Consider the following 20,959-nt stretch of genomic DNA (forward strand, 5'->3'; position numbering starts at 1 on the left):
TTATCCGCTCAGTATGGTTCGCCCAGACTAAGCCCTCGACTTAGCCGACGCTCGCCGTGAGGCGATGGACAGGCTGATTCCGGCGGCAGCGGCTATTACCGCGCCGACGAAGGACCAAACAATCACTTCCATAGGCCAGGACGGCCCTTGCGATGGATCAAGTCGGGAGGTGTTTATCCCAAACACTTGCGAGCCGATCCAGATGTAGGCAACCACAAGGAGCATGATTGCGCCTAACACTCCGGCGACTATGAAAAGTACCTTCGCAGCCTTGGACATTTTCGCAACTCCTGCTTACTCTTGATCCTGCTTAGGGGTTACAACGGTACGTCAGGTTCAACTGGTCGCCCCAGTACATCCACGGTCGCCATGACTCGAGGTTGTAGGTGCCGGGTTCGAAGACATTGCCCACTACGTGACACAGGTATTGCTCCTGGATTGTACCCGTGAGGTTCCAACCAATTCGACCCAATTTGGTGCGCAACTCGTCCACGTGTGCGTTGTGGGTTGCGAATCCGTTGTAGAACCGCCCCCAGCCCGTTGGGTTGAGATTTACCACTCCTCCTTGTGAAGCGTAGGTGATCCACGGGAGTCCGTCGATCAGGTCCACGCCAGCCCAGGGGTCTGCCACCACCGGATACTTGACGGTTGGGGAGGAATGGTCGACGACCTGTACGAGTTGCCGTCCCTGGACTTCGTAGTGAGTAGGCAGAGCGACGCCAGCCGCATCTTTTGCCCATGGCTTGGCAAAGCCACCGAAGAACGTACCATCCGCTCTCGAGATCGCAACGCTTCCATCCTCATTCGGCTTCATCGCGGCTCCCGCGGGTATGTCGACTCGATACTGGTATCGGGAGGGCGCTGCCGACGATTCGATAATTGTGTGAATGGCGACGGAATTGTCGTCCTGTGGGATGGGGACCGTAGCTGAGCCGTTGCCATTGTCGTAGGACACTACCCCGTTTCCAATGGGTCGCGCTGTCGCCGACTTCTCTGCAAAGGGAAGCCCGATCGAAAGGGACTGGCCCTTCTGGCCAGTTATCTTCACAACACCCGACGAATCGGTCGGCACCTCCACCTTCTTATCGCGAATGCCCTGTTTGCCAAGGGACTGGACGTTTGGAGAAACAGCTGCAATAGCCCTAAGAGCGTTGTCGTCGGGAGCGGCGCCGGCCGGTCCGGCTTGCCCGAGCAACAGCGCGAAGCCTATGGCTCCAACGGTCAGTGACGTGATTTTCCTTCGTAATGTCATAGTTCCCCCAATTGAACTCGGCACCCCCTGTGCCGAGTCGAGTCACCATAACATGTTTGTTTGACGAGGACTTGTCACACCGAATGGCCGTCTCAGATCTGCTGGATTTCCGGTTCAGACGAGTCATTTTTAGGACCGGAATTCCTTCGCCGGAACTTGCAGTCCGCCTATTCTGGTTCGTCCTCAGCAAGTTCGTGACTTATTAGCGGTCTATCAGTTCGATCTAAGGCTGTGTGCAAGTCGGTAGGAGTCTGTGCCGGTTTCGATGATAGTGCCGTTGAACGTGAGCAGGTCCACGCGCCCGTAGCGGAAGATAGTCTTAGGCAGCATCTTTTCGTCGGCGGCTTCGACGAGTTCGTTCACGGGAATCATTCTTTGGTGAAGTTCCGGGATCTCACCTGCCAAGCACAAACTGTCCAGATTGCAAGTCGGTGGATGCCCATTTTTGCGGAAAACCGCGCTAGCGTCGGAAATTTAACTTTTTCACAAACCACCCCAGATAGCGGCCCTATCCGGAAAGCACTTCCGTTTGCAACTAGCACCACACTCCCTCCGGCAGGCTCTGGCCGGACTCGTGACCGGCGGCTGACACTTCCCGGGGCCGGGGCATCTCAAGTGTCAATGCCGCTTCGAAAACACGGGAACCGTTCAGCCGGCCATCAACGGCGTCTTTACGCCCCCAACATGAGCGAGGGCCGTTAGCGCCGGATCCTGTTCCATTGTTCGTGACGGGCCGGATCCGAGAGAATCTTGGGCTGGGCCACGTGAAGCTGTAAAAGGCGTCAGCTTACTGCGCACGAGATGACACAGCAGGCGCCGCATCGCGCGTTTCAACTGCGCTTCCTCCTTAGTCATCTACCCTTTTCGTAGGTAGCCCAGCACCATCGGCACTATGATGGCAACGCCCAGTATCACGGGAATTAGATGGATTACTGGCCCTGTCTGCGGAAGCATCATTCGCACTATGACGGCACAAACGACGCTAGCCAGGAATATTAGGCCTGTTGCAGCAGCTAACTTGCGAAGTCCTTGGGCTCGGGGCATCTCGTACCTTTCAGTGCAGCGGAATCGTTCACGGATCAGCCTTGTTTCAGGTAATCGCGTTTCGAATGATCGGGCCCAACCCAGCGGTGAGACCGCCCAGGCAACTCGCGCCGATACTGGATGCAGAGGTGCTTGATCCGTCAAAGGCGTTCGCTGAACCAACGCCAACGGCAGCAGTTGTGCAACCTCCCACCGCCGTCCCTATTGCGATCCCACCCAAAGGTGAGGTGAACGGTGTGACGGCCACACCGACAATGATGCCAAAAGTAGCCCCCACGAGCGCACCGACCACTGCGCCGAATATGGTGCCGCCCTCGGACGCGAGTCCGGTGGAATCTGTTGCGTTGATGGGGTTACAGCCTGCGTAAAGGTACCTGTTGGCTTCCTGTCCGGAGGGGTCGGGTTGCGTGAAGCGGCCGCGGTAGGGGTTGTAGTAGCGGGCGCCGAATTTGATGCGGTTGCTGGCGGTGTCGTTGTAGCCGCCGGCGTAGGTCCAGGGGTTGGTGGCTGCCTGGGCGCCGGTGCTGGTGGTTTGGCCCCAGGAGTCGTAGGCGTAGGTCRCAGCCGGGGCCTGTGCGCTGTCGGTGAGCAGGATGGTCGAGCCGAGCCCGTCCATCGTGTAGTAGTAGCTGGCCCCGGTGCTGGTGCGCATGCTGATGAGGGTACCGCCCGGGTCCCGGATAAACGAGGTGCTGGCGCCGGCCGTGGTTTGGCGGCTGATGCCGAGGGAGCCGTTGAGGAACGCGGTGGCTCCGGCGGTGAGGCGTTCATCGTTCCGCGGCCCGCTGTAGGTGTAGTTGGCCGTCACTCCGCCGCTGGTGTTGGAGGTGAACTGGTCGAAGACGTTGTAGGCCTGCGTGGTGGCCCCGGCGGCGGTGGTGTTGCCGTTGGAGTCGTAGGCGTACGTGGTCGCCCCGGACGGTGGTGCGGCGCAGGTGCCGGCGCTGGCTCCGGACCAGCAGAGCTGGTCGGCGGCGTTGTAGGCGTTGTAGACGTTGCCGGTGCCGGTCTTGGTGTCCAGGGTCCGGTTGCCGTTCTTGTCGTAGGCCCAGGTCTCGGTCGTGGCCCCGGTGATAGCGGAGGTGAGCCGGTTGACCGGGTCGTAGCCGTAGGTAGTGACAGCGCCTGCCTGGTCGGTGACGGTTTTGCGCAGTGCCCCGTCCTTGGTGCCGTTAGCGGTAAAGGTGTAGGCCCGTTTGGTCAGGACCGTGCCACCGGTGGTGGTCGCGGTGATGGACGTAGTCCTGCCGGCCCCGTCGTAGACGGTGGTGTTCTTCACCCCGTTGGGGTAGCTGGTCGTGGCGCGGCGGTCAGCGTTGTCGTAGCCGAAACCGGTGCACCGGGTGCTGTTCGGAAACACGGGTGTGGCCGGGCAAGACCCGCCGGGTTCGGCCAGGGTGACGAGCCGGTTCGCTGCGTCATAGCCGTAGGTCACGGTCCCGCCCGGGTCGGTGAAGCCGGTGACGTTCGACGCCGCATCATAGGTGACCGTGGTCGTGACCCCGCCGGTGGTTTTGGACTTGGGACGGTTCTGCGCGTCGTAGGTGAAGTCGGTGTTCCCGGTATCGTCCTGGCTCCGGGTCAGGTTCCCGCGGGTGTCGTAGGCGTAGGAGACGCACTTGCTGGCGCAGTTGACGCCCTTGTCGATCTGGATGAGCCGGTCATTGTCGTCGTAGTCGTACTGGGTGACCTGGCCCTTGCCGTCGGTGGAGGTGATGAGCCGGGAGGCGTCGTCGTACACGTTCGTCACAGCCCCCAGCGGGGCCGGGTAGGTGATTTTGGTCGGCATGCCCAGGGCGCCGTAGGTGTAGCTGGTGACGTTGCCGTTGCCGTCGGTGGACTTACAGACCTGTCCCTTCTTCGCCCCGCAGCTGGACCCGGCTGCGTCGCCCTGGTAGTTCAGTTTCGGTGTCCCGCCGGCGCCTCCTCCTGCCCCGGGGGTGGTGGTCATCGACCGGTTGTTGGTGTTGGCGTCGTAGCTGTACCCGGTGGTCTGGTTCTCACTGTTCACCGAGGAGGTGGGCTGGTAGTTCGAGAGCGGGTTCCCGGTGTTGGACGGATACGCGAACGTCGTTTCGGCCCCGGCGGCCCCGCCGGCGGGGTTGGTGACCTTCGTCAGGGAGTTGTTCGCGTTGTACGCGTAGGTCGTGGAATTGCCCAGCCCGTTCAACGAGGTGAGCCGGTTGTCGTGGGCGTCGAAGGTCCCTTGGGTGGTGTGGCCGAGCGCGTCGCTGATCTTCGTGACCTGGCCCGAAGAGTTGTACTCATAGCTCGTGGCGTGGTTCAGCGGATCCGTCCCCTTCGAGACGGTTGCGGACGGGTAGCTGTAGCCGTAGATGCTCTGGACCGGCTTGCCGGTGGCGTAGGTCGCCTGCGTGAGTTTTTCCGAGGTGCTGTCATAGCCCAGGGTGGTGACGGTACCGGCGTCGTCGGTGACGGTGGTGAGCCGGTTACTCGGGGCCCCGTAGCCGAAGGACATGACCTCCCCGGCGGCGTCGCTGATCTCGGACATCGCACCGCCCGGCCCGAAATACTCGAAATAGATGTCCCGGGACAACGCATCATCGTGGATCTGCGAGGGCTGCTCCGGGTTGTTCGCATCGTTGTAGGAGAAGGTGACCGGCCGGCCGCCGATGGTGTCGTTGATCGTGGTGAGCCGCCCGGCGGCGTTGTAGGTGTAGGTGATCCTGTTCGGCGCCGTCGGGTTCTGATCATTCTGGTATGCGAGCCGGAACGTCGAGCCGGCGAGCTGGTATTCGTTGCTGAAGCCGGTGTCGTTGAAGCGGATCGTCACCGCCGTCGAGGAGAACGTGGTGATGGTCGCATTCAGGCCGCGGGGCATCGTCCACGCCCCGGCTCCTGCGGGAACGAACTTGTAAGCGCCGCCGTCCGGGGCGATGTAGGTGACCGAGTTATCGGTGCCGACCGTGACAGCAGATTCCGCGGTTCCCACCGACAGTGTGGGCCTGGCGTCGTTGAACGAGTTGTACCGCCAGCCGATGCCAAGGTCCACTCCGGCGCCTTTGACGTGCAGCAACTGACCGGCCAGAACCACGTTGCCGTTCGTCGGGTTCCACGAGACAGTCGTCCGGTCCGTGAGGTGCCGGGTAACCATCGATGCCGCGGACCGGTTACCCGACTTACTCGCATCTGGCCCGGAGGCCGGTGGCAGCACCATCGGCGACATCCCCAGAGCGGGTAACGCGGCCGTCTGGCCCGTCCGGAAAGGGGCTCGATGCTCTAACGAGGACGGTGCGCGGCCCGGCGGCTTCACCGTCGCCGGTGCGGCAACGGCCGCGCCCGCCGGCACAGTCACACCGCTGAGAACCACGGCGGAAAGAACAAGACCTGACAGAAGAGACCGTAAAGCAGCCATGCTGCGCCCCCAATATGATGTGCTCCCCAGTGAGCATCCTTGCGCTCCCCAGTGAGCACAGGATGATCATCAGCGACAACACTCTCAAATTGCAATACACGAACCCCAGAATTTTTCCAAACCAGTGAAAAACCCGGCCGTCCTGCTTCACCGGCGACCCCGCCGTCTCCTGATCGGGGCAGTGCGCGGCTGCGCGGCGATTGACTCCTCCCGACACCCGGAAGGGCCTCTCAACCCCTAGCGCAGAACACTTCTGACATTCAGTGCAGACGACTGCTGAAAATGACAGTTGGACCGCTTGGGGCGCTCCACCATAAACATGCTGGCGCTGGCCGACGACCTCAAGGGCAAGGGGGTGGGGCTCCGTGTGCTGAACTTGGGCGGCGGAGACGTGGACACCAGCACGCCAATGGGCGGCATGGTGTTTACCGTCATGGCCGCGCTGGGGCAAATGGAACTGGAGATCAAACGGGAGCGGATCACCGACAGCGTAAGCAAGCGACGGGCAGCAGGCAAGGACTTGGGTGGACGCAAAGCCCAGTTCACAAACAGCCAGATCAAGAACGCCGCACGCCTTGTTGAGTCTGGCCAGCCAGCGGCCCAGGTGGCGCGGGACCTGGGGATGTCCCGGGCGACGCTCTATCGGCGCATCGAAGCCCTGCGGGCCGGGAACTAGAACCTTCCGTAGTGAGCCGCGCTTCCCGGCCCGGCGGCCCAGGAGGGCTTGAATGTAGGCGACCGTACAATTCCCGCCCGGAACGTGTTGGGGCGCTCTAGGGGCCGGGACCGGCTGTTCAGGGCGCCCCATCGGGTGCCCAAAGCCGGGAGGCGGCTACGGCTTAGTCTTCCTTCGGTTCAGTATGTCCTCGCGAATGGCCGCGAAGGTTGGATCGGTCTCCGCTAATCCGGCAAACTCTTCGTTGATCCGACGAGAACGGTCGTAGGTTGAACCGAAGCGGTTCTTGCGGAACTCCTGAAGCCAATGGGCCGAGTCTGGGCCGAGGGTCACCCGGCCCATCCCCCCGATCTCCGGTCCGTCCAGAATGTGACGGGACTCGCCGGGCTTCTTGACGTGCACAGACACAGTGTCAGGATCAAAATTACGAGCCGATCCCACGGCGTGGGGGTAGAGCACGATGTGAAACCTTGAACGGATGTAATCGCGACGGTCATCGATGGACAAGGCCAGCCACGCGTTGAACCGTTGTTCGGTTGTAAACCACTCACGATCCATTTTTTCCAAGGGGTCGAGTCCCTCGCTCTGGTGGAAACCAAGCTCGGTCAGCCGGCCCTCCAACCGCTCACGGTCCCTCCGGACCGAGTCATTGAACTCCCGCATCTGGCCGACCGTCAGGTCGCCAGAAGCTAGTAGTCCTCCTGCCTGCCGCTCCCTCACTGCGAGCGTTTCCAGTTGAAGGCTGATCGCATCCCGCTCCGCCCTGTCCTCTGGGCTCTCCGGTTGGGCCCGGTACGATTGCGCGATGTGTCGGAACACCCAGAGTTCAACGGCCGCATCGACAAACTCTTCCCTCTTGCCTACGTGCCCATTCCCCTTCGCGGGGCATCGGTAGACCGTGTGCTTCCTCTTCCTCCCGGTTTCGGGGTCGAGAGCACGGCTGTAGACAGTCGCGGATCGCACCGGCTCTCCGCAGTGGCACTGTGCAATCCCTGACAGAAGGTGAACGGCCTTGTTCGTCTGCGAGCGCCGCCTTTCCGGCGCTTCGAGCACGGCTACAACAGCGCGCCAGACTGCTTCAGTGACAACCGGGGGTATCTTGTCCCGGCTCAGGATTTCTCCCTGGAACTCATATAGGCCCGCATTGCGCGGGCGCAGGAGCACCTGTCGAAGTTGGGCGTAGCCCCAAGCTTTGGATGCTGTAGTAAGCAGGGGCTTACCGTCCCATCCCTCCGAGTTCCATTGCGCGATGATGGAACCGAGCGACCTTCCCCCTAGTACGTCTGCATGCGCCGCCGCTAGGGCGGCCGCTTCTCGCTCGTTCAATGTAAGACGTCCACCAACTATGTCCCACCCAAACGGCCGCCTGCCTCCCGTCCAGCGGCCGTCCGCTGCGAGCTGAGCAGATTTGGCCTGCGCTCTGTCACGCTTGGTCGCGGACTCAAATCTAGCCACCTGCCCCATGATCCCGGCGCGAAGTAGTCCATCGGCGGTGGAGAGGTCTATCTCACCGCCCGCCGTCACGGCGTAGGTCAGGATTGGGCCGGAGGTCCGGGTGCCCTTACAAATCTCCGCGTATTCTTCTAGCTCGATGGGCCGCCTGTGAAGGCGGTCCATCCTCCAGCAGATAACAGCGTCGACCTTTCGGTCTCGCAGTTGGGAGAGCATAGCCTCATAGGAAGGCCTCACAGCTCCGCTGAACGCGGAGACTGAGTTGTCGCTAAAAACCTCGACCACGGTCATGCCGTGTAGAGCGGCGTAGTTTCGGCAAGCGTCCTCCTGACGCTGAACGCCTAGCCCCTCCAGTGCTCGATCTTGCGATATGCGGGTGTAAATGAAAGCGCGCTTGGTCACCTACAGATAATAGTGCACGGTCTCTGTCATATTTCCGGCAGGCCTGAATTTAAGGCGATCAGCATGTCCAGGCTTTCGGCTTCCCTGACTTCGCCGACAACGAGCCGGTCCGGCCGCATCCGAAGCGCCTCCTTCACGAGGCGGCGGAGCGGGATTTCGCCTTCCCCCTCAAGGTTGGGTTGCCGGCACTGCAACCCCACGACGTCGCGGAGCGGGAATTGGAGCTCGAAGATTTCCTCCACCGTGACCACCCGCTCGCGGCTGCCGATGCTGGCGGCGAGGCAATTGAGCATGGTGGTTTTGCCTGCCTGGGTGGCCCCGGAGACGAGGATATTCAGCCCACTGGCGACCGCCGCCCCGAGGAACCGGGCCGACTGCGGGGTGAGCGTTCCCAGCTCCACAAGATGTTCCAACCGGGCGGCCTTGACCACGAATTTGCGGATGTTGATTGCCCAGTGGCGGCGCGTGACGTCCGGGATGACGACATGCAATCGCGAGCCGTCCGCAAGTGCTGCATCGACGAACGGGGAAGAAAGGTCCAGCCGTCGGCCCGAACTCTTGAGCATGCGTTCCACGAGGTCGCGGACCTGTTGCTCGGATAAGGCGACGGATGTCAATTCCGATTCTCCGTTGCGCGCGACGAAAATCTCATCGGGCGCGTTGAGCCAGATCTCCTCGATCGCGGGGTCATCCAGCAGTGGCTGCAACGGACCAAAGCCCGCAACCGCGTCAAAGACGAACCGGCGGGCGGTATCGAGGGAGCCGATGGGAGGCAGTGGCGCCAGCAACGCGCGCTCGTCGTAGTCGCTGATCGCCTCGTCCACGAGGCGCCGGACCTCGCCGGCCTGGCGCAACGGGTCGAGCCCTCGACGACGGATCAGCTCACGGACCTCGTCTTCGACGATGCGCACAGCTTCCACGGTGCCCCCAACATGACCGCTACCCCTCCCCTGGGGCAGTGCAACTTGGATTAAAGCTAAGGGTGCACGGGTGGCTGGGCAAGGGGCCGGGAGGGCCCATGTGGATAAACCGCGCCGGCCGCCCTAACAATTGCCCCACAGGTAACGGCAGCTACTCTGGCCACGAGCAGGACAAGCCAGAAAGCTCCTTCTGTCCACCCCCACTACTTGGGTCAGGCGGAGCCGAGGCGTGAAATCGAGTGGTGGAACCAAGTGGTGCTTACCGTTGACACCTTCGTAACCCAACCGTAGCGTGGCGCCCATCGGCAGTAGTCCGACTGGGATGCAAACCGGAACCGGTCTGCCACCAACTCTCGGGACCACTTCTGAAGGCCGATAACTCCATGCCTGTGGTGAGGACCGGAATCTCGGTAGCTGTGCGATATGAAGAACACAGGAAACCGCACGAAAGAGCTCACCAGTCAAGTCGCAGGCGCGACGATTGGATTTGGGATGCAAACACTACGCTCTGGGGTCTCACGCTTTGGTCGGGACCATCCCATGCAGAAACGCCACAACCGCGGGGCTGCTGCGGCAACCATGGGTACAGCGGCACTTCTGCTGGCTACATTCTTCAACTCGGCCGTTCTGGCCCCGCCTGCCCGCGCTGCCGGGCCCGTCGTCGTGTCGCTGACCTTCGATGACTCCCACGTCGACCAGGTGGCCGCCGCGGCGTATATGAACTCCAAGGGCCTGCACGGAACGTTTTATATCCCGTCCGGCTTCCTCAATTCCGACCCCGCCTACATGAACACCGCCCAGGCGTTGGCACTTCAAACAGCCGGCAACGAGATCGCGGGACACACGATCACCCACCCCGATTTGACCTTGGCCGACAGCGGTGAACAACAGCGTCAACTCTGCAACGACCGCAACACCTTGACGTCGCTGGGATTCCGCATCACTAGCTTCGCCTATCCATTTGCGGCGTCGAGCCCTGGACTCGAGGCCATTGTGGCCGCATGCGGCTACAACAGCGCGCGTGGTCTAGGCGACATCGCAAGTCAGGACCCGGCCTCCGCTGGCCTCCCCCTGGCCGAGACCATCCCGCCCGCGGACCCCTACCTGACTCAGGCACCAGACCAGGTCGACAACACGTGGACACTGCAGAACCTCAAGGATCTGACCCTGAAGGCCGAGCCCGGTGGCGGCTGGATGCAGTATTCGTTCCACCACATCGGTGTCGCGGGTGAGTCGCTCAGCGTCCCCACCGCAGATTTCAACGCCCTGATTGATTTCCTGGCGGCCGAGCAGGCCGCTGGTCGGGTCGAGGTGAAAACCGTGGACCAGGTGATCGGCGGCCCGGTCAAGCCTCCGGCTGCCAATGGACCGACTCCGCCGGCGCCGATCACTTCGGGTAACCTGATCCGCAACCCCGGATTTGAGACGGCAGGCTCCGTAGCGGGCGGCCCCCCGGACTGCTGGGTGCCAGGATCCTACGGGACCAATACGTACACGAGTAGCACGGTGACGGCTGCGCATACCGGCCATGCCGCCACCCAAGTGGTCATGACCGCCTACACAAATGGCGATGCCAAAGTGCTGCCACCGCTTGACACCGGGCAGTGCACCCCCACCGTCACACCTGGTCGCAGCTACACAATGTCGGCCTGGTACACCTCGACGGCACAAACCCAGTTTGAGCTGTATTACCGGATAGGTCAGGGAGCTTGGCACTATTGGACGTCCAGCCCGTTCGTCCTTCCCTCCGCTACCTACACCCAGACCAGTTGGACATCCCCGCCGGTTCCTGCGGGCGCCACGGCGATGTCTATGGCGTTGACGCTGAGCAGCCCGGGAACGCTCGTAACGGACGACTACAGCCTCACGGCCCAGGGCCCCTGACCTTCGAAGGTTCGCAGCAGGCGCGCGGCCCTCAAAGACTGTCTTTGCCCAAGTGCAAATGAAAGGGGCAGAAGCCAACTCCATTGGCTTCTGCCCCTTTCCTTGCGCCGGGCTCGCCGCACAGGGTTTCAACCGCCACCTGCCCAGAGGATTTAATCTGACTCTTCGAGCCGCGTCCCAGATCGAGGGGTGTCTAGCGCGGGCTTCAGTTCGTCCGAAGCCCTCCACGGGGTTGAAGTCGACGCGGCCCACGGAGTCGAATCCACGGGAGGCATCACCTCACGAACCTGGGCCAAGCCTACGAGCTAGTCCGGCTGCCAGCGCGACAAGTTCACGGGGCTCCCAATGCCACGCCCCGCCTACTTGGTTCCGCTGGTACCAAGTGCTGTAACCAAGTAGTAAAACCAAGTGGTGGCTACCGTTGCCCCTGTCCCAAGGCAACCGTAGCGTGACGCTCATCAGCGGGTGCTGGGATGGGATCGCCGACGTGAGCCGGTCTGCTCCATGGTCGCGACCGCTGCTAACGAACAATAAATATATGCCCGTGATGAGTACTGGTGAGTCTGTAGCCGTGCGATGGGAGAGACACACGAAGGGGCGCGAAAGAGTCCACCAGTCTTGTCGCAGGCGCGACGATTGGACCTGCAATGCAATCTTGGTGGACAGGGGTCTCACGCCTTGGGCGAGGCCATCCTTTGCAGAAACGTCAACGCCGCGGTGCCACCGCGGCAGCTATGGGTACGACGGCGATCTTGCTGGCAGCCCTCTTCAATTCGGCCGTTCTGGCCCAGCCTGCCAGCGCCGCTTCCCCCGTCATCGTGTCATTGACCTTCGATGATTCTCACGTCGACCAGCTGGCCGCCGCGGCGTATATGAACTCCAAGGGGCTGAAGGGAACCTTTTACATCCCGTCCGGCTTCCTCAACTCCGACCCTGTCTACATGAACACCGCCCAGGCGCTGGCGCTTCAAACAGCCGGCAACGAGATTGCCGGCCACACCGTCACCCATCCGGATTTGACCTTGGCCGACACCGCTGAGGAACAACGCCAAATCTGTAATGACCGCAGGGCCCTTACCGCGCTGGGATTCCGCATCACCAGTTTCGCTTATCCGTTCGCCGCATCAAGCCCCGCACTAGAGGGCATTGTGGCAGCATGCGGCTACAACAGCGCGCGTGGTCTGGGCGACATCGCAAGTCAAATACCCGGCTCCGCAGGCAGCCCGCTGGCCGAGACACTCCCGCCGGCGGACGCCTTCCTGACCAAGGCCCCCGACCAAATCGACAGCACGTGGACCCTGCAAAACATGAAGGACCTGACCCTCAAGGCGGAGCCCGGCGGGGGTTGGATGCAGTACACCTTCCACCACATCAATGCCGCCGGTGAACCGCTGAGCATACCAACGGCAGATTTCAACGCCCTGATCGATTTCCTGGCGGCCGAGCAGGCCGCAGGTCGGGTCGTTGTTAAAACCGTCGATCAGGCCATGGGTGGGGCGGTCAAGCCGTTGGCTGCCAATGGGCCCCCGCCGCCTGCACCTATCACTTCAGGAAACTTGCTCCGCAACCCCGGATTTGAGACGGCGGGCGCTGTGGCCGGCAGCCCCCCGTACTGCTGGGTTCCAGGATCGTACGGCGCCAACACCTACACGAGCAGCACCGTGGCCACGGCCCACACCGGTACTGCCGCCACCCAGGTGGTCATGTCCGCCTACACGAATGGCGACGCCAAAGTGCTGCCACCCCTGGACACCGGTCAGTGCGCCCCGAGTGTAACGGCTGGCCACAGCTACACGATGTCCGCTTGGTACACTTCTACGGCAAAGACCCAGTTCGAGCTTTACTATCGGATAGGTCAGGGCGCCTGGCACTATTGGACGTCCAGCCCGTTTGTCCTGCCCGCAGCCACATTCACCCAGACCAGTTGGACGTCCCCGCCGGTGCCCGCGGGCGCCACAGCCATGTCAATGGCATTGACTCTCACCAACCTTGGAACGCTTGTTACGGACGACTACTCCCTCCTTGACTCCGGGGTCATCGATCAGAACGCGGCGGCGGCGATTGCGGCGAAGGCCGCGGCTGTGCAGGCCATTGGATTGGCATCGGGGTCAATTGTGTGTGGTCTAGTTAGTGGCGGCTGCTATCAGCTCTTCACCAACGGCGCCATTTTGTGGTCGGCGGCGACGGGCGCCCATACCTCCATGGGTGACATCCGTGCCTTGTGGGCCGCCTATGGTTATGAGCGCGGCTACTTTGGCTACCCAACGAGTGACACGGTGGGCGGCCTCGTTGGGGGTGGCTATTATCAGACGTTCCAAAACGGCGCAATGATTTCCTCCTCCACAACAGGCGCCCATGTCTCGTACGGAGCCGTCCGCGACAAGTGGGGCCAGTACGGATTCCAAAATGGAATTCTGGGCTACCCGACAACCGACCAGATCGGAGGCCTCATCAACGGAGGGGCTTACCAAATGTTCCAGAATGGAGCGATCCTCTGGGCGCCGGCTACCGGGCCACACATTTCCATGGGCGTCATCAGAAACGCGTGGGCCGCACAAGGATACGAGCGGGGAGCCTTGGCCTACCCGACGTCCGATATCGTCTCGGGGCTGGTCAACGCCGGCACCTATCAGAATTTCCAAGGAGGCGCCATCATTTGGTCCGCTGCCACAGGGGCCCAAATCTCGCGTGGCGGCATCCGTGTGGCCTGGGCCTCGCAGGGCTACGAGAACGGCCGGCTCGGGTATCCGACTAGCAACGAGTATGTCGTAGGCAATGTGACTTACCAGGACTACGTGGGCGGCAGAATCAGCTGGACCGCGGCCTCGGGGACCGTGATCAGCTACAAGTAGATAACTGACCCCAAAGCTCTTTCGCCCGCCGCAGTGAGCCACTGCGGCGGGCGAAACTGCATGCAAATGGGGACAGATCTCTGGGGTCAGCCTCGAATGCCCCGGGCGCGTCACGCCAGAGGCGCTCCTGGTCTCCTTCACGAGATGCTAGACCCCCATCAGTCTGCCACCACGAGTCCGGCCTTCAATGAGTACAGTCCGATACGGCGGAGTTGCCCACGATCCTCGTCATCGACAATGCGCACAGCTTCTTTTACGGTGCCCCAAACACAACGGGGTGCCTCACATCGGGCCGTCCAACTTGGATTAGTACGAAGGACACGTCCGCACCTGCCAGGAACCGGCCGGATGCGCCAGAACGAATTCCAGGGACTTTCGTTACAACAATGTTCACATCCGTAACATCCGCAACTCTGGTTTGAGACGTATGCCGGTGCTACGGTGGGCGCGATAAGTCAGACATTCTCGCATCCGGGACAGCTTGCACAGCTCCGTCCCGGGCGGGAGACCACCATGACACGGCCATAGTCGTGTAGTTGTTCCGGAGCGGCAAATGAAGCGGACCCTTCTTCCACCCAACAGTAGTCTCCTCGGCCTGGTCGGGGTTGCGCTACTATCCGTTGCCCTCCTTGCAGGCCCAGGTCTTACTGCTCCGGCAAATGCCGTTGAGCCCTCACCGAGTGCCTCCGCTTCCCCGACCAGGACATCTTCCCCTTCCCCGTCCCTGTCCCCGAGCGCCGCACTCCCACCGGCGACGGCCGCGGCACCCACTTCCCCGAGCGTTTCAGTTTCCCCGTCGCCCTCTGTACCCGCACCAGCGGACTACCGCGCAGCAATGGCGTCGGCCACGGCTGGGGGCGGGGCGGAAATGGGACAAGGCCTGGCGATCGCGACGACAAACGGCAAAACGCTGACAACACAAAGCACGTGGGCTCCCACGTTCGGCGTTCTGGGCATGGATGTCAGCGAACATCAGCCGGGTGTTAACTGGCAGCAGCAGCGGATCTTGGGGGCACGATTCGCCTACATCAAAGCGACCGAGGGGAACTACTACGCGAATCCGATATTCGGCGCCCAGTATGCGGGGGCCCGGGATGCAGGCCTGATCCGCGGTGCCTACCACTACGCAAATCCGGCGGCATCATCAGGCGCAGACCAGGCACGGATCTTCGTGGCAAGCGGCGGAGGATGGTCCGCCGACGGATACACCATGCCGCCGGTGTTGGACTTCGAAGGCAATCCGTATGCAGGCAAAACCATCAACGGGTTCTACCAGGGGAACAGTTGCTACGACATGTCGCCGGGTGCGCTTGCGGCCTGGGCGCGGGACTTTAGCAACACCATGCAGGCCCTAACGGGACGGTTGCCTGTCATTTATACGGGCAACTACTGGTGGAACGATTGCGTCGGAAACCCTCTCGGCTTTGGCGACAACCCGCTGTGGCTAGCTTCCTACCCGAGTTCAGCCTCGAACGACGCCGGACCCATACCAGCCAGCTGGCCAACTTACAGCATCTGGCAGTACGCCGATTCCGGGCAATTTGCCGGAGACCAGAACGTCTGGAACGGGAGCACTGCGGACTTGACCGCATTCGCAAACGCGGGAATACCCCCGACCGCCCTTAATGCGATCGCCGCAACGGCCTCTGCGACGGCGGCGTTGGGGTCTAAGACGTCGGAAATCACGTGCGGGTTGCGGGATGGGGGCTGTTATCAGCTGTTCCAGAACGGTGCCGTGATCTGGTCCTCGAACACGGGCGCGCAGCCCAGCTTGTACGGACCGGTCCGGGACGCCTGGCACCGGCGCCCAACTCTCCGAGGAAGGACCCATCCGCACCGYCTACCGSCAGGCCGGMGCAGAAAACAGCRCCCTCGSCTACCCCACCAGCGGCAAGCTCTGCGGACTCAAAGACGGCGGCTGCTACCAAGGCTTCGAAACCGGCGCAATCATCCTCTCCCCCGCCACCGGCGCCCAGATCAGCCCCAACGGCCCCATCCGCGATGCCTGGGCCAAATCGGGCTTCGAATCCGGCCCGCTCGGCTACCCCACCGGCTCCGTGACCTGCGGCCTGCGCGATGGCGGCTGCTACCAGCTCTACCAAAACGGTGCCATCATTTGGTCCCCGGCCTCCGGCGCGCAACTAAGCCTTTACGGCAACTTCCGCACCGCATGGGCCTCCTCCGGCTACGAGAACGGCCCCCTCGGCTACCCCACCAGCKCCSTRATCTGCGGCMTCCGCGACRMCGGCTGCTACCAGGCCTACCAGAAAGGCGAAATCCTCTGGGCCGCCGCCACCGGCGCCCAGGTCAGCAGCCCAGGCGGGATCCGCGCCCTTTACCGCGCCAGCGGCGCCGAAAACGGCACACTGGCCTACCCCACCGGCCCCGAAACCTGCGGACTCGTCAACGGCGGCTGCTACCAAAACTTCCAAGGCGGCGCCATCATCTGGTCCCCCGCCATAGGCGCCCAACTCAGCCCCAACGGCCCCATCCGCACCGCCTGGGCCGCCAACCGCTACGAAACCGGAACCCTCGCCTACCCCACCAGCCCCGTCACCTGCGGACTCACCAACGGCGGCTGCTACCAGAACTACCAAGGCGGCGCCATCATCTGGTCCCCCACCACCGGCGCCCAACTCAGCCCCAACGGCCCCATCCGCACCCTCTGGGCCACCAACGGCTACGAAACCGGACGCCTCGGCTACCCCACCGGACCACAAACCTGCACCCCCGCAGCCGACAACTGCACCCAGACCTACCAAAACGGAAAAATCACATGGACCCCCACCCGCGGCGCCTACCTCAACTAACCCCCGAAACAACACGCCGGGCGTTGCCTGGCGGGGAAGACTGATCATGAGCGACCGTGTGGATCCCATGGCGGCTGAATTGGATCAGCGAGAGTTGCCGCAGCAGCTCCTGGCCAGCGATTGAGGCATCGGGCTTGTCGGCCCGGGCGGTCTGTTGAACCGGTTGACGAAGAATGTTCTGGAGACCGCGCTGGAGGCGGAGATGGACGAGGACCTCGGCTATGGCAAGCACGACGTGTCCGGCCGCGGGAGCGGGAACACCCGCAACGGCACCCGCACCAAGACCGTCATGACTGAGACCGGGCCGGTGGAGATTGACGTGCCGCGGGACACCGGATCGTCGTTCGACCCACAGATCATCAGGAAACCGTAGCGGCGGCTGACGGGCGTCGACGAGATTGTGTTGTCGCTGAGCGCGAAGGGCCACACGACCGGAGAGATCGCAGCGCACTTCGCCGATGTGTTCGGCGCCAGTGTCTCGAAAGACACCATTTCGCGGATCACTGAGAAAGTCGTCGGGAAGATGACCGAGTGGCAAAACATGCCCCTTGCGCCTTCCCTGCCAGGGACCGGCTGGCCGTTTTGGACGGCAAGGACAGCGGTTCGCGGCCGCCGGATTTTGTCGGTCGGGTGCCCTATCCGAAAGTGCCAGGGTTCGTCGCCAACCCGTAGAGAGGCGGTCAGTCCCCGGATGACCCGGCGCCGGGACTGACTCCCTGACGGCTCTTAACCCTTAGGTATCCTGCAGCAGCGAGCAGGAGGCCGGTAACTGCGATTTCGGCAACGCCTGCAAGGAAGGTGGCGGGGAGCAGGCCCAGGAGGATCGCCGTCGTAAGGTGTACAGCCAGCAGCACTAGAAAGAGGCGGATTGGCCAGGCGTCTCGCGTAGACTTCCTAACCACAAGCCAGTAGGCGAGGCCGAGGAGGACGAAGCCTCCGGCTTGGATGGCGGCGACCACGATCAGGTCTCCATTCAGCGCGAACGGGACCGCAACGGCGGCCATCAGCACCAGGACAAGCGGCGTCACATAGGCCATGATCCGGGTCCGCTTAAGGATGTACACAACGTTGGTTGCCACGAGGAAAAGAGCGTAGCCGCTGGAGGCCAAGGGCAAGACTCTTGCTACCGGCCCTAGATGCTCGGGCGCCTGAGTGAGAATGAATCCCCCAGCGGTCGCTGCCGCGGATGCGAGAATTCCGATCCCGGCGGACGCCAGTAAGGCCTCTACGGCTACCGACCTCAACAGCGTTGGCAATTTGGCGGGCGAGGCCTCCATAAGTCGCGTGGCCCAGGCATTGTTGAGCGCGTTCAAGAGGGTCAGCGGCCCCAGGGCAAAGATCAGCACGGCGCCGTACTGGCCTGCGGGAGCCGCGCCTGCCAGGACCGCCAGGAGAAGGACGGCGCCCTGGGTGAGCAGCATCAGTGCGCCGGTGTGGGGAAGCAAAGGCACCGCGATGCCCACCGATTCCCTCAAGGCGTGTTGCACCCGCCATGGAGCCTTCGGCCTGACCATCAGGACCGACATCCCCGCTGCAGCGGCAACCGCAGCAGTGTAGGCCACAAGATAGGCGGCGGCGCTGGCGGTCGTCAGCAGAATGGCCCCGAGACCAGCCAAGTTAGCGACCACGGAAGAAACCAGGCTCAGCGCAACGAAGGCGAGGGGGCGGTTCTGGGCTCGGAGCACTGCCTGGGCTCCGAGAACGGAACCCAAGAGACCTATGGAGACCATCGCCATGACGGCCGGCCAAGCAACCGAGGCGCCAGTCGTCAGCGAGACGAAGGCAACGACCGCCGCCATAAGGGTGCCCAACATAGCGGCACCCCCGCCCAGGAAACCATACATCGCTCTGGCCCTGCGCTGGCCGTCGGAAGGGTCAAACCACAGCCTGGTGATCGCCAGGGGCAATCCGGCAGAGATGAGAACCACCACCACTTGGATCGCCACTACTGAGGTCGAGACAAGTCCCCATTCGACGGGGCTGAGCAACCGGATTGCGAAAGGCTGGATCAGGAGCAGGCCTAGGCCCTGCACGACGGATCCTGCGAGGTAGAGGATCGCCGAACCGGCCCCGGCGCTACTGTCCTTGACCTCCGCAGTGCGCTCGGCGACCATCGGTTGTCCTAAAGTCGGACGACGTGAGCAGCGAGCTTACGCAGTCCCGGCCACATGCGCTTCTGGACGACTTTCGGTGCAAGCGTCACAGCATGGAGCCTGGATGAAATGTGCAGCCGTGCTGCGTTGGCTGCGTCGTCCCAGCCGAGTTTCTTGAAGTCTCGGACACACTCGTCAAAGAAAGCACGTTCTTCGGCAAAGCGGCGGCCGTCGAGTGCTCGCACGGAGGAGTCTGACTCGCGGTGGCGGCGGTACTGGAAGCAAACGGTGTCAGAGACCATCAATCTTCCGCCTTCCATGATGATGTCCATGGCTAGGGCCAGGTCCTGGACAACGTTGTACTGCTCACGGAAGCTGTGCTGCTTGATAGCGGTTGAACGCCACGCCACGGACGGGAAGTAAAGCCAGTCTCCCGTGATGAGACTCTTGGCTACAGGCTCCCCCGCGACGACCGCCTCCGTGCTCTCGCCGACAAGGCGACGTCGCAGGAAATCCTTGACCTTGTCGCCGAGCGGTTCGTAGACGACGCCGTTTTCGTCGATGACCTCGACCCCCGGCTGCACAATGTCCACATCAGGATTCCGGAATCCCTTGCGAATGGTTCCGATGTAATTCGGGAGCATAACGTCGTCCGCACCCATGATGACCGTGTAGTCGTGCTCAATGAGTCCCAGGCACTTGCGGTAGTTTCCGTTGGCGCCCAGGTTGACCTCGTTACGCAGGTAGCGGACGCGGTCGTCGCGGTCTGTCAAAGATGCGAAGTAGGCCGGGAGGGATTCGTCGGGATAACCGTCGTCGACTATTGTCAACCGGAAATCACGGTCGTCTTGAGCGAGAATCGACTCAACCGCCGCCTTCATCATGGCCACGTCACCGTAGTACGGCAGCATTACATCAATGGTCATTAGTTTCTTTCCGTGTGGGTTGGCCTGGAACGGCCGTCTGTTCGTCGATTGGTGATACGGCAGCGGGCAATTCCCCAGCAAAGTGGAGCGCCTCCACCGATGCGCGGAGAATGGCAACCTCTTCGGCTAGGATCCGGGTCTCGTCTTCGAGGATGGTCAATTCCCGAGAGACATGCAAGCTGACACCCACCAGCAAGACGATGGCGAGGGCGAAGAGCAGATTTGCTGGCACGTGTATGCCAACTAGGGAGGCCGCCCAGTCCAGCAGCTGCGGGAAGACACCCAGGACGATGGTTAGGCCGCCGACGACGAGCCAGAGGACCGTATATTTTTCCCGGAGCTTGCCCTGCCGCAACATTTGAAGAACGACCAGGACCATGACGATGGCGATAATCAGTGCAGACGCAACGCTCATGTTTAGATACTGCCTTCGCCTGCGATGGAACCCAATTCGGGTGTATGAACGGAATCGGGAGTCGGCGTCTTACGCCGCGCGAGGGCGAAGCACAGGACAAGCCCGGAGCGAGCAAGATATACGGCCGACTTCAGCGGGCCAGTACTCGGGGTGCCTGCTTGACGGACCTTCATTTCGACCGGTACCTGCGTTACCCGGCACCCTGACTTGATCGCGACAACCAGAGAGTCGATGGTATCACCGAGGTATTCGGCGGGAAAATGGTCGATGTACTGGCGCAAGGCGCGTTCATTAGCGGCACGGAAGCCGGAGGTCACATCGGTCAACTCAGTGCGGGCCACCCGGGAGATTACCTTGGCGAGTACGGACATCGCCCAACGCCGGGGACCCTTCGCATCGTAGGTGCCGCGACCGGCGAAGCGTGCGCCGATGGAGATATCGGCAACTTCCAGGCCCGCCAGAACCCGGTCGATGTCGAGGGGATCGTGCTGCCCGTCCGAGTCCACTTGGATTGCCGCCTTGTAACCGTGGCGGATGGCGTACTTGAACCCGGTGCGCATGGCGCCGCCAACGCCGAGGTTGAACGGCAGCTTAACGACAGTCGCCCCGGCCTCGTGCGCTACACGCGCCGTGTTGTCCTTCGAACCATCATCGACAACCAGAACGTCGTGATGCACGGTGCGCAGGACCTCGCGGATGGTGTCTCCGATCGCCTCAGCCTCGTTCCAAGCTGGCATGATAATCAGAACGCCGGAAGTCGTTGAGTTGCCCATGATGCTTCACTATATCAACAGCCGACTGACCCACAGTTGCAGGGAACACCCGCGTCCACGGGGCCCTGGACCGGGATACCAACT

At 62.3% G+C, this 20,959-nt stretch carries 10 protein-coding genes and 7 pseudogenes; 8 read left to right on the forward strand and 9 right to left on the reverse strand.

All coding sequences use genetic code 11. From position 1 onward, the window contains the following. Window positions 1-310: 310 nt before the first annotated feature. From AC1DGI_RS05365 to AC1DGI_RS05375, 3 genes and pseudogenes are all read right to left on the reverse strand, one after another. Window positions 311-1,252, reverse strand: coding sequence for a DUF2599 domain-containing protein (locus AC1DGI_RS05365; RefSeq protein WP_476898022.1), 942 nt, complete (start codon window positions 1,250-1,252; stop codon window positions 311-313). Window positions 1,253-1,465: 213 nt separating this feature from the next. After that, window positions 1,466-1,615, reverse strand: a pseudogene (locus AC1DGI_RS05370) (hypothetical protein); the annotation flags it as partial. A gap of 727 nt (window positions 1,616-2,342) precedes the next feature. Beyond that, complete coding sequence (locus tag AC1DGI_RS05375; RefSeq protein ID WP_476898023.1) at window positions 2,343-5,411, reverse strand: RHS repeat domain-containing protein; 3,069 nt, start codon at window positions 5,409-5,411, stop codon at window positions 2,343-2,345. Between the two features lie 559 nt (window positions 5,412-5,970). On the opposite strand from AC1DGI_RS05375, the pseudogene AC1DGI_RS05380 reads away from it, so the two are divergent. After that, a pseudogene (locus AC1DGI_RS05380) lies at window positions 5,971-6,177 on the forward strand (recombinase family protein); the annotation flags it as partial. Between the two features lie 15 nt (window positions 6,178-6,192). Next, window positions 6,193-6,339: pseudogene (locus AC1DGI_RS05385) on the forward strand (helix-turn-helix domain-containing protein); the annotation flags it as partial. A 165-nt stretch (window positions 6,340-6,504) separates the two neighbouring features. Here AC1DGI_RS05385 and AC1DGI_RS05390 read toward each other — a convergent pair. Next, complete coding sequence (locus AC1DGI_RS05390) at window positions 6,505-8,202, reverse strand: recombinase family protein (RefSeq protein ID WP_476898024.1); 1,698 nt, start codon at window positions 8,200-8,202, stop codon at window positions 6,505-6,507. A gap of 35 nt (window positions 8,203-8,237) precedes the next feature. Then, window positions 8,238-9,122, reverse strand: a pseudogene (locus tag AC1DGI_RS05395) (CpaF family protein); the annotation flags it as partial. A 423-nt stretch (window positions 9,123-9,545) separates the two neighbouring features. Here AC1DGI_RS05395 and AC1DGI_RS05400 point away from each other — a divergent pair. From AC1DGI_RS05400 to AC1DGI_RS05425, 6 genes and pseudogenes are all read left to right on the forward strand, one after another. Next, window positions 9,546-11,006, forward strand: a complete 1,461-nt coding sequence (locus AC1DGI_RS05400; protein ID WP_476898025.1) for a polysaccharide deacetylase family protein — start codon at window positions 9,546-9,548, stop codon at window positions 11,004-11,006. Between the two features lie 752 nt (window positions 11,007-11,758). After that, window positions 11,759-13,858, forward strand: coding sequence for a polysaccharide deacetylase family protein (locus tag AC1DGI_RS05405; RefSeq protein ID WP_476898026.1), 2,100 nt, complete (start codon window positions 11,759-11,761; stop codon window positions 13,856-13,858). Between the two features lie 955 nt (window positions 13,859-14,813). After that, window positions 14,814-15,602, forward strand: a pseudogene (locus AC1DGI_RS05410) (GH25 family lysozyme); the annotation flags it as partial. A gap of 85 nt (window positions 15,603-15,687) precedes the next feature. Then, window positions 15,688-15,831, forward strand: a pseudogene (locus AC1DGI_RS05415) (LGFP repeat-containing protein); the annotation flags it as partial. A gap of 84 nt (window positions 15,832-15,915) precedes the next feature. Beyond that, window positions 15,916-16,668, forward strand: a complete 753-nt coding sequence (locus tag AC1DGI_RS05420) for an LGFP repeat-containing protein (RefSeq protein WP_476898027.1) — start codon at window positions 15,916-15,918, stop codon at window positions 16,666-16,668. A gap of 67 nt (window positions 16,669-16,735) precedes the next feature. Beyond that, a pseudogene (locus AC1DGI_RS05425) lies at window positions 16,736-17,218 on the forward strand (transposase); the annotation flags it as partial. Window positions 17,219-17,348: 130 nt separating this feature from the next. On the opposite strand, the gene AC1DGI_RS05430 reads toward AC1DGI_RS05425, so the two are convergent. The 4 genes from AC1DGI_RS05430 to AC1DGI_RS05445 are packed head-to-tail and all read right to left on the reverse strand — an operon-like array spanning window position 17,349 to window position 20,875. After that, the gene (locus tag AC1DGI_RS05430) at window positions 17,349-18,782 is read right to left on the reverse strand and encodes a lipopolysaccharide biosynthesis protein (RefSeq protein WP_476898028.1); all 1,434 of its coding nucleotides are present in this window, start codon (window positions 18,780-18,782) and stop codon (window positions 17,349-17,351) included. Between the two features lie 8 nt (window positions 18,783-18,790). Next, window positions 18,791-19,687 (reverse strand): glycosyltransferase family 2 protein, encoded by an 897-nt coding sequence (locus AC1DGI_RS05435; RefSeq protein WP_476898029.1) that lies wholly within the window; start codon window positions 19,685-19,687, stop codon window positions 18,791-18,793. Continuing rightward, complete coding sequence (locus tag AC1DGI_RS05440) at window positions 19,677-20,102, reverse strand: DUF2304 domain-containing protein (protein WP_476898030.1); 426 nt, start codon at window positions 20,100-20,102, stop codon at window positions 19,677-19,679. Before AC1DGI_RS05440 ends, AC1DGI_RS05435 begins: the two co-directional genes overlap by 11 nt. Window positions 20,103-20,104: 2 nt before the next feature. Further along, window positions 20,105-20,875, reverse strand: a complete 771-nt coding sequence (locus AC1DGI_RS05445) for a glycosyltransferase family 2 protein (RefSeq protein ID WP_476898031.1) — start codon at window positions 20,873-20,875, stop codon at window positions 20,105-20,107. Window positions 20,876-20,959: the final 84 nt, after the last annotated feature.

This window comes from Arthrobacter sp. 05N428_2 (genome assembly GCF_056397065.1).

Bases quoted from the DNA above. Each gene is read 5' to 3' on its own strand.
- AC1DGI_RS05400 (WP_476898025.1), top strand. From the start codon at position 9,546: ATGAAGAACACAGGAAACCGCACGAAAGAGCTCACCAGTCAAGTCGCA.
- AC1DGI_RS05445 (WP_476898031.1), bottom strand. From the start codon at position 20,875: ATGGGCAACTCAACGACTTCCGGCGTTCTGATTATCATGCCAGCTTGG.
- AC1DGI_RS05440 (WP_476898030.1), bottom strand. From the start codon at position 20,102: ATGAGCGTTGCGTCTGCACTGATTATCGCCATCGTCATGGTCCTGGTC.
- AC1DGI_RS05365 (WP_476898022.1), bottom strand. From the start codon at position 1,252: ATGACATTACGAAGGAAAATCACGTCACTGACCGTTGGAGCCATAGGC.
- AC1DGI_RS05435 (WP_476898029.1), bottom strand. From the start codon at position 19,687: ATGACCATTGATGTAATGCTGCCGTACTACGGTGACGTGGCCATGATG.
- AC1DGI_RS05430 (WP_476898028.1), bottom strand. From the start codon at position 18,782: ATGGTCGCCGAGCGCACTGCGGAGGTCAAGGACAGTAGCGCCGGGGCC.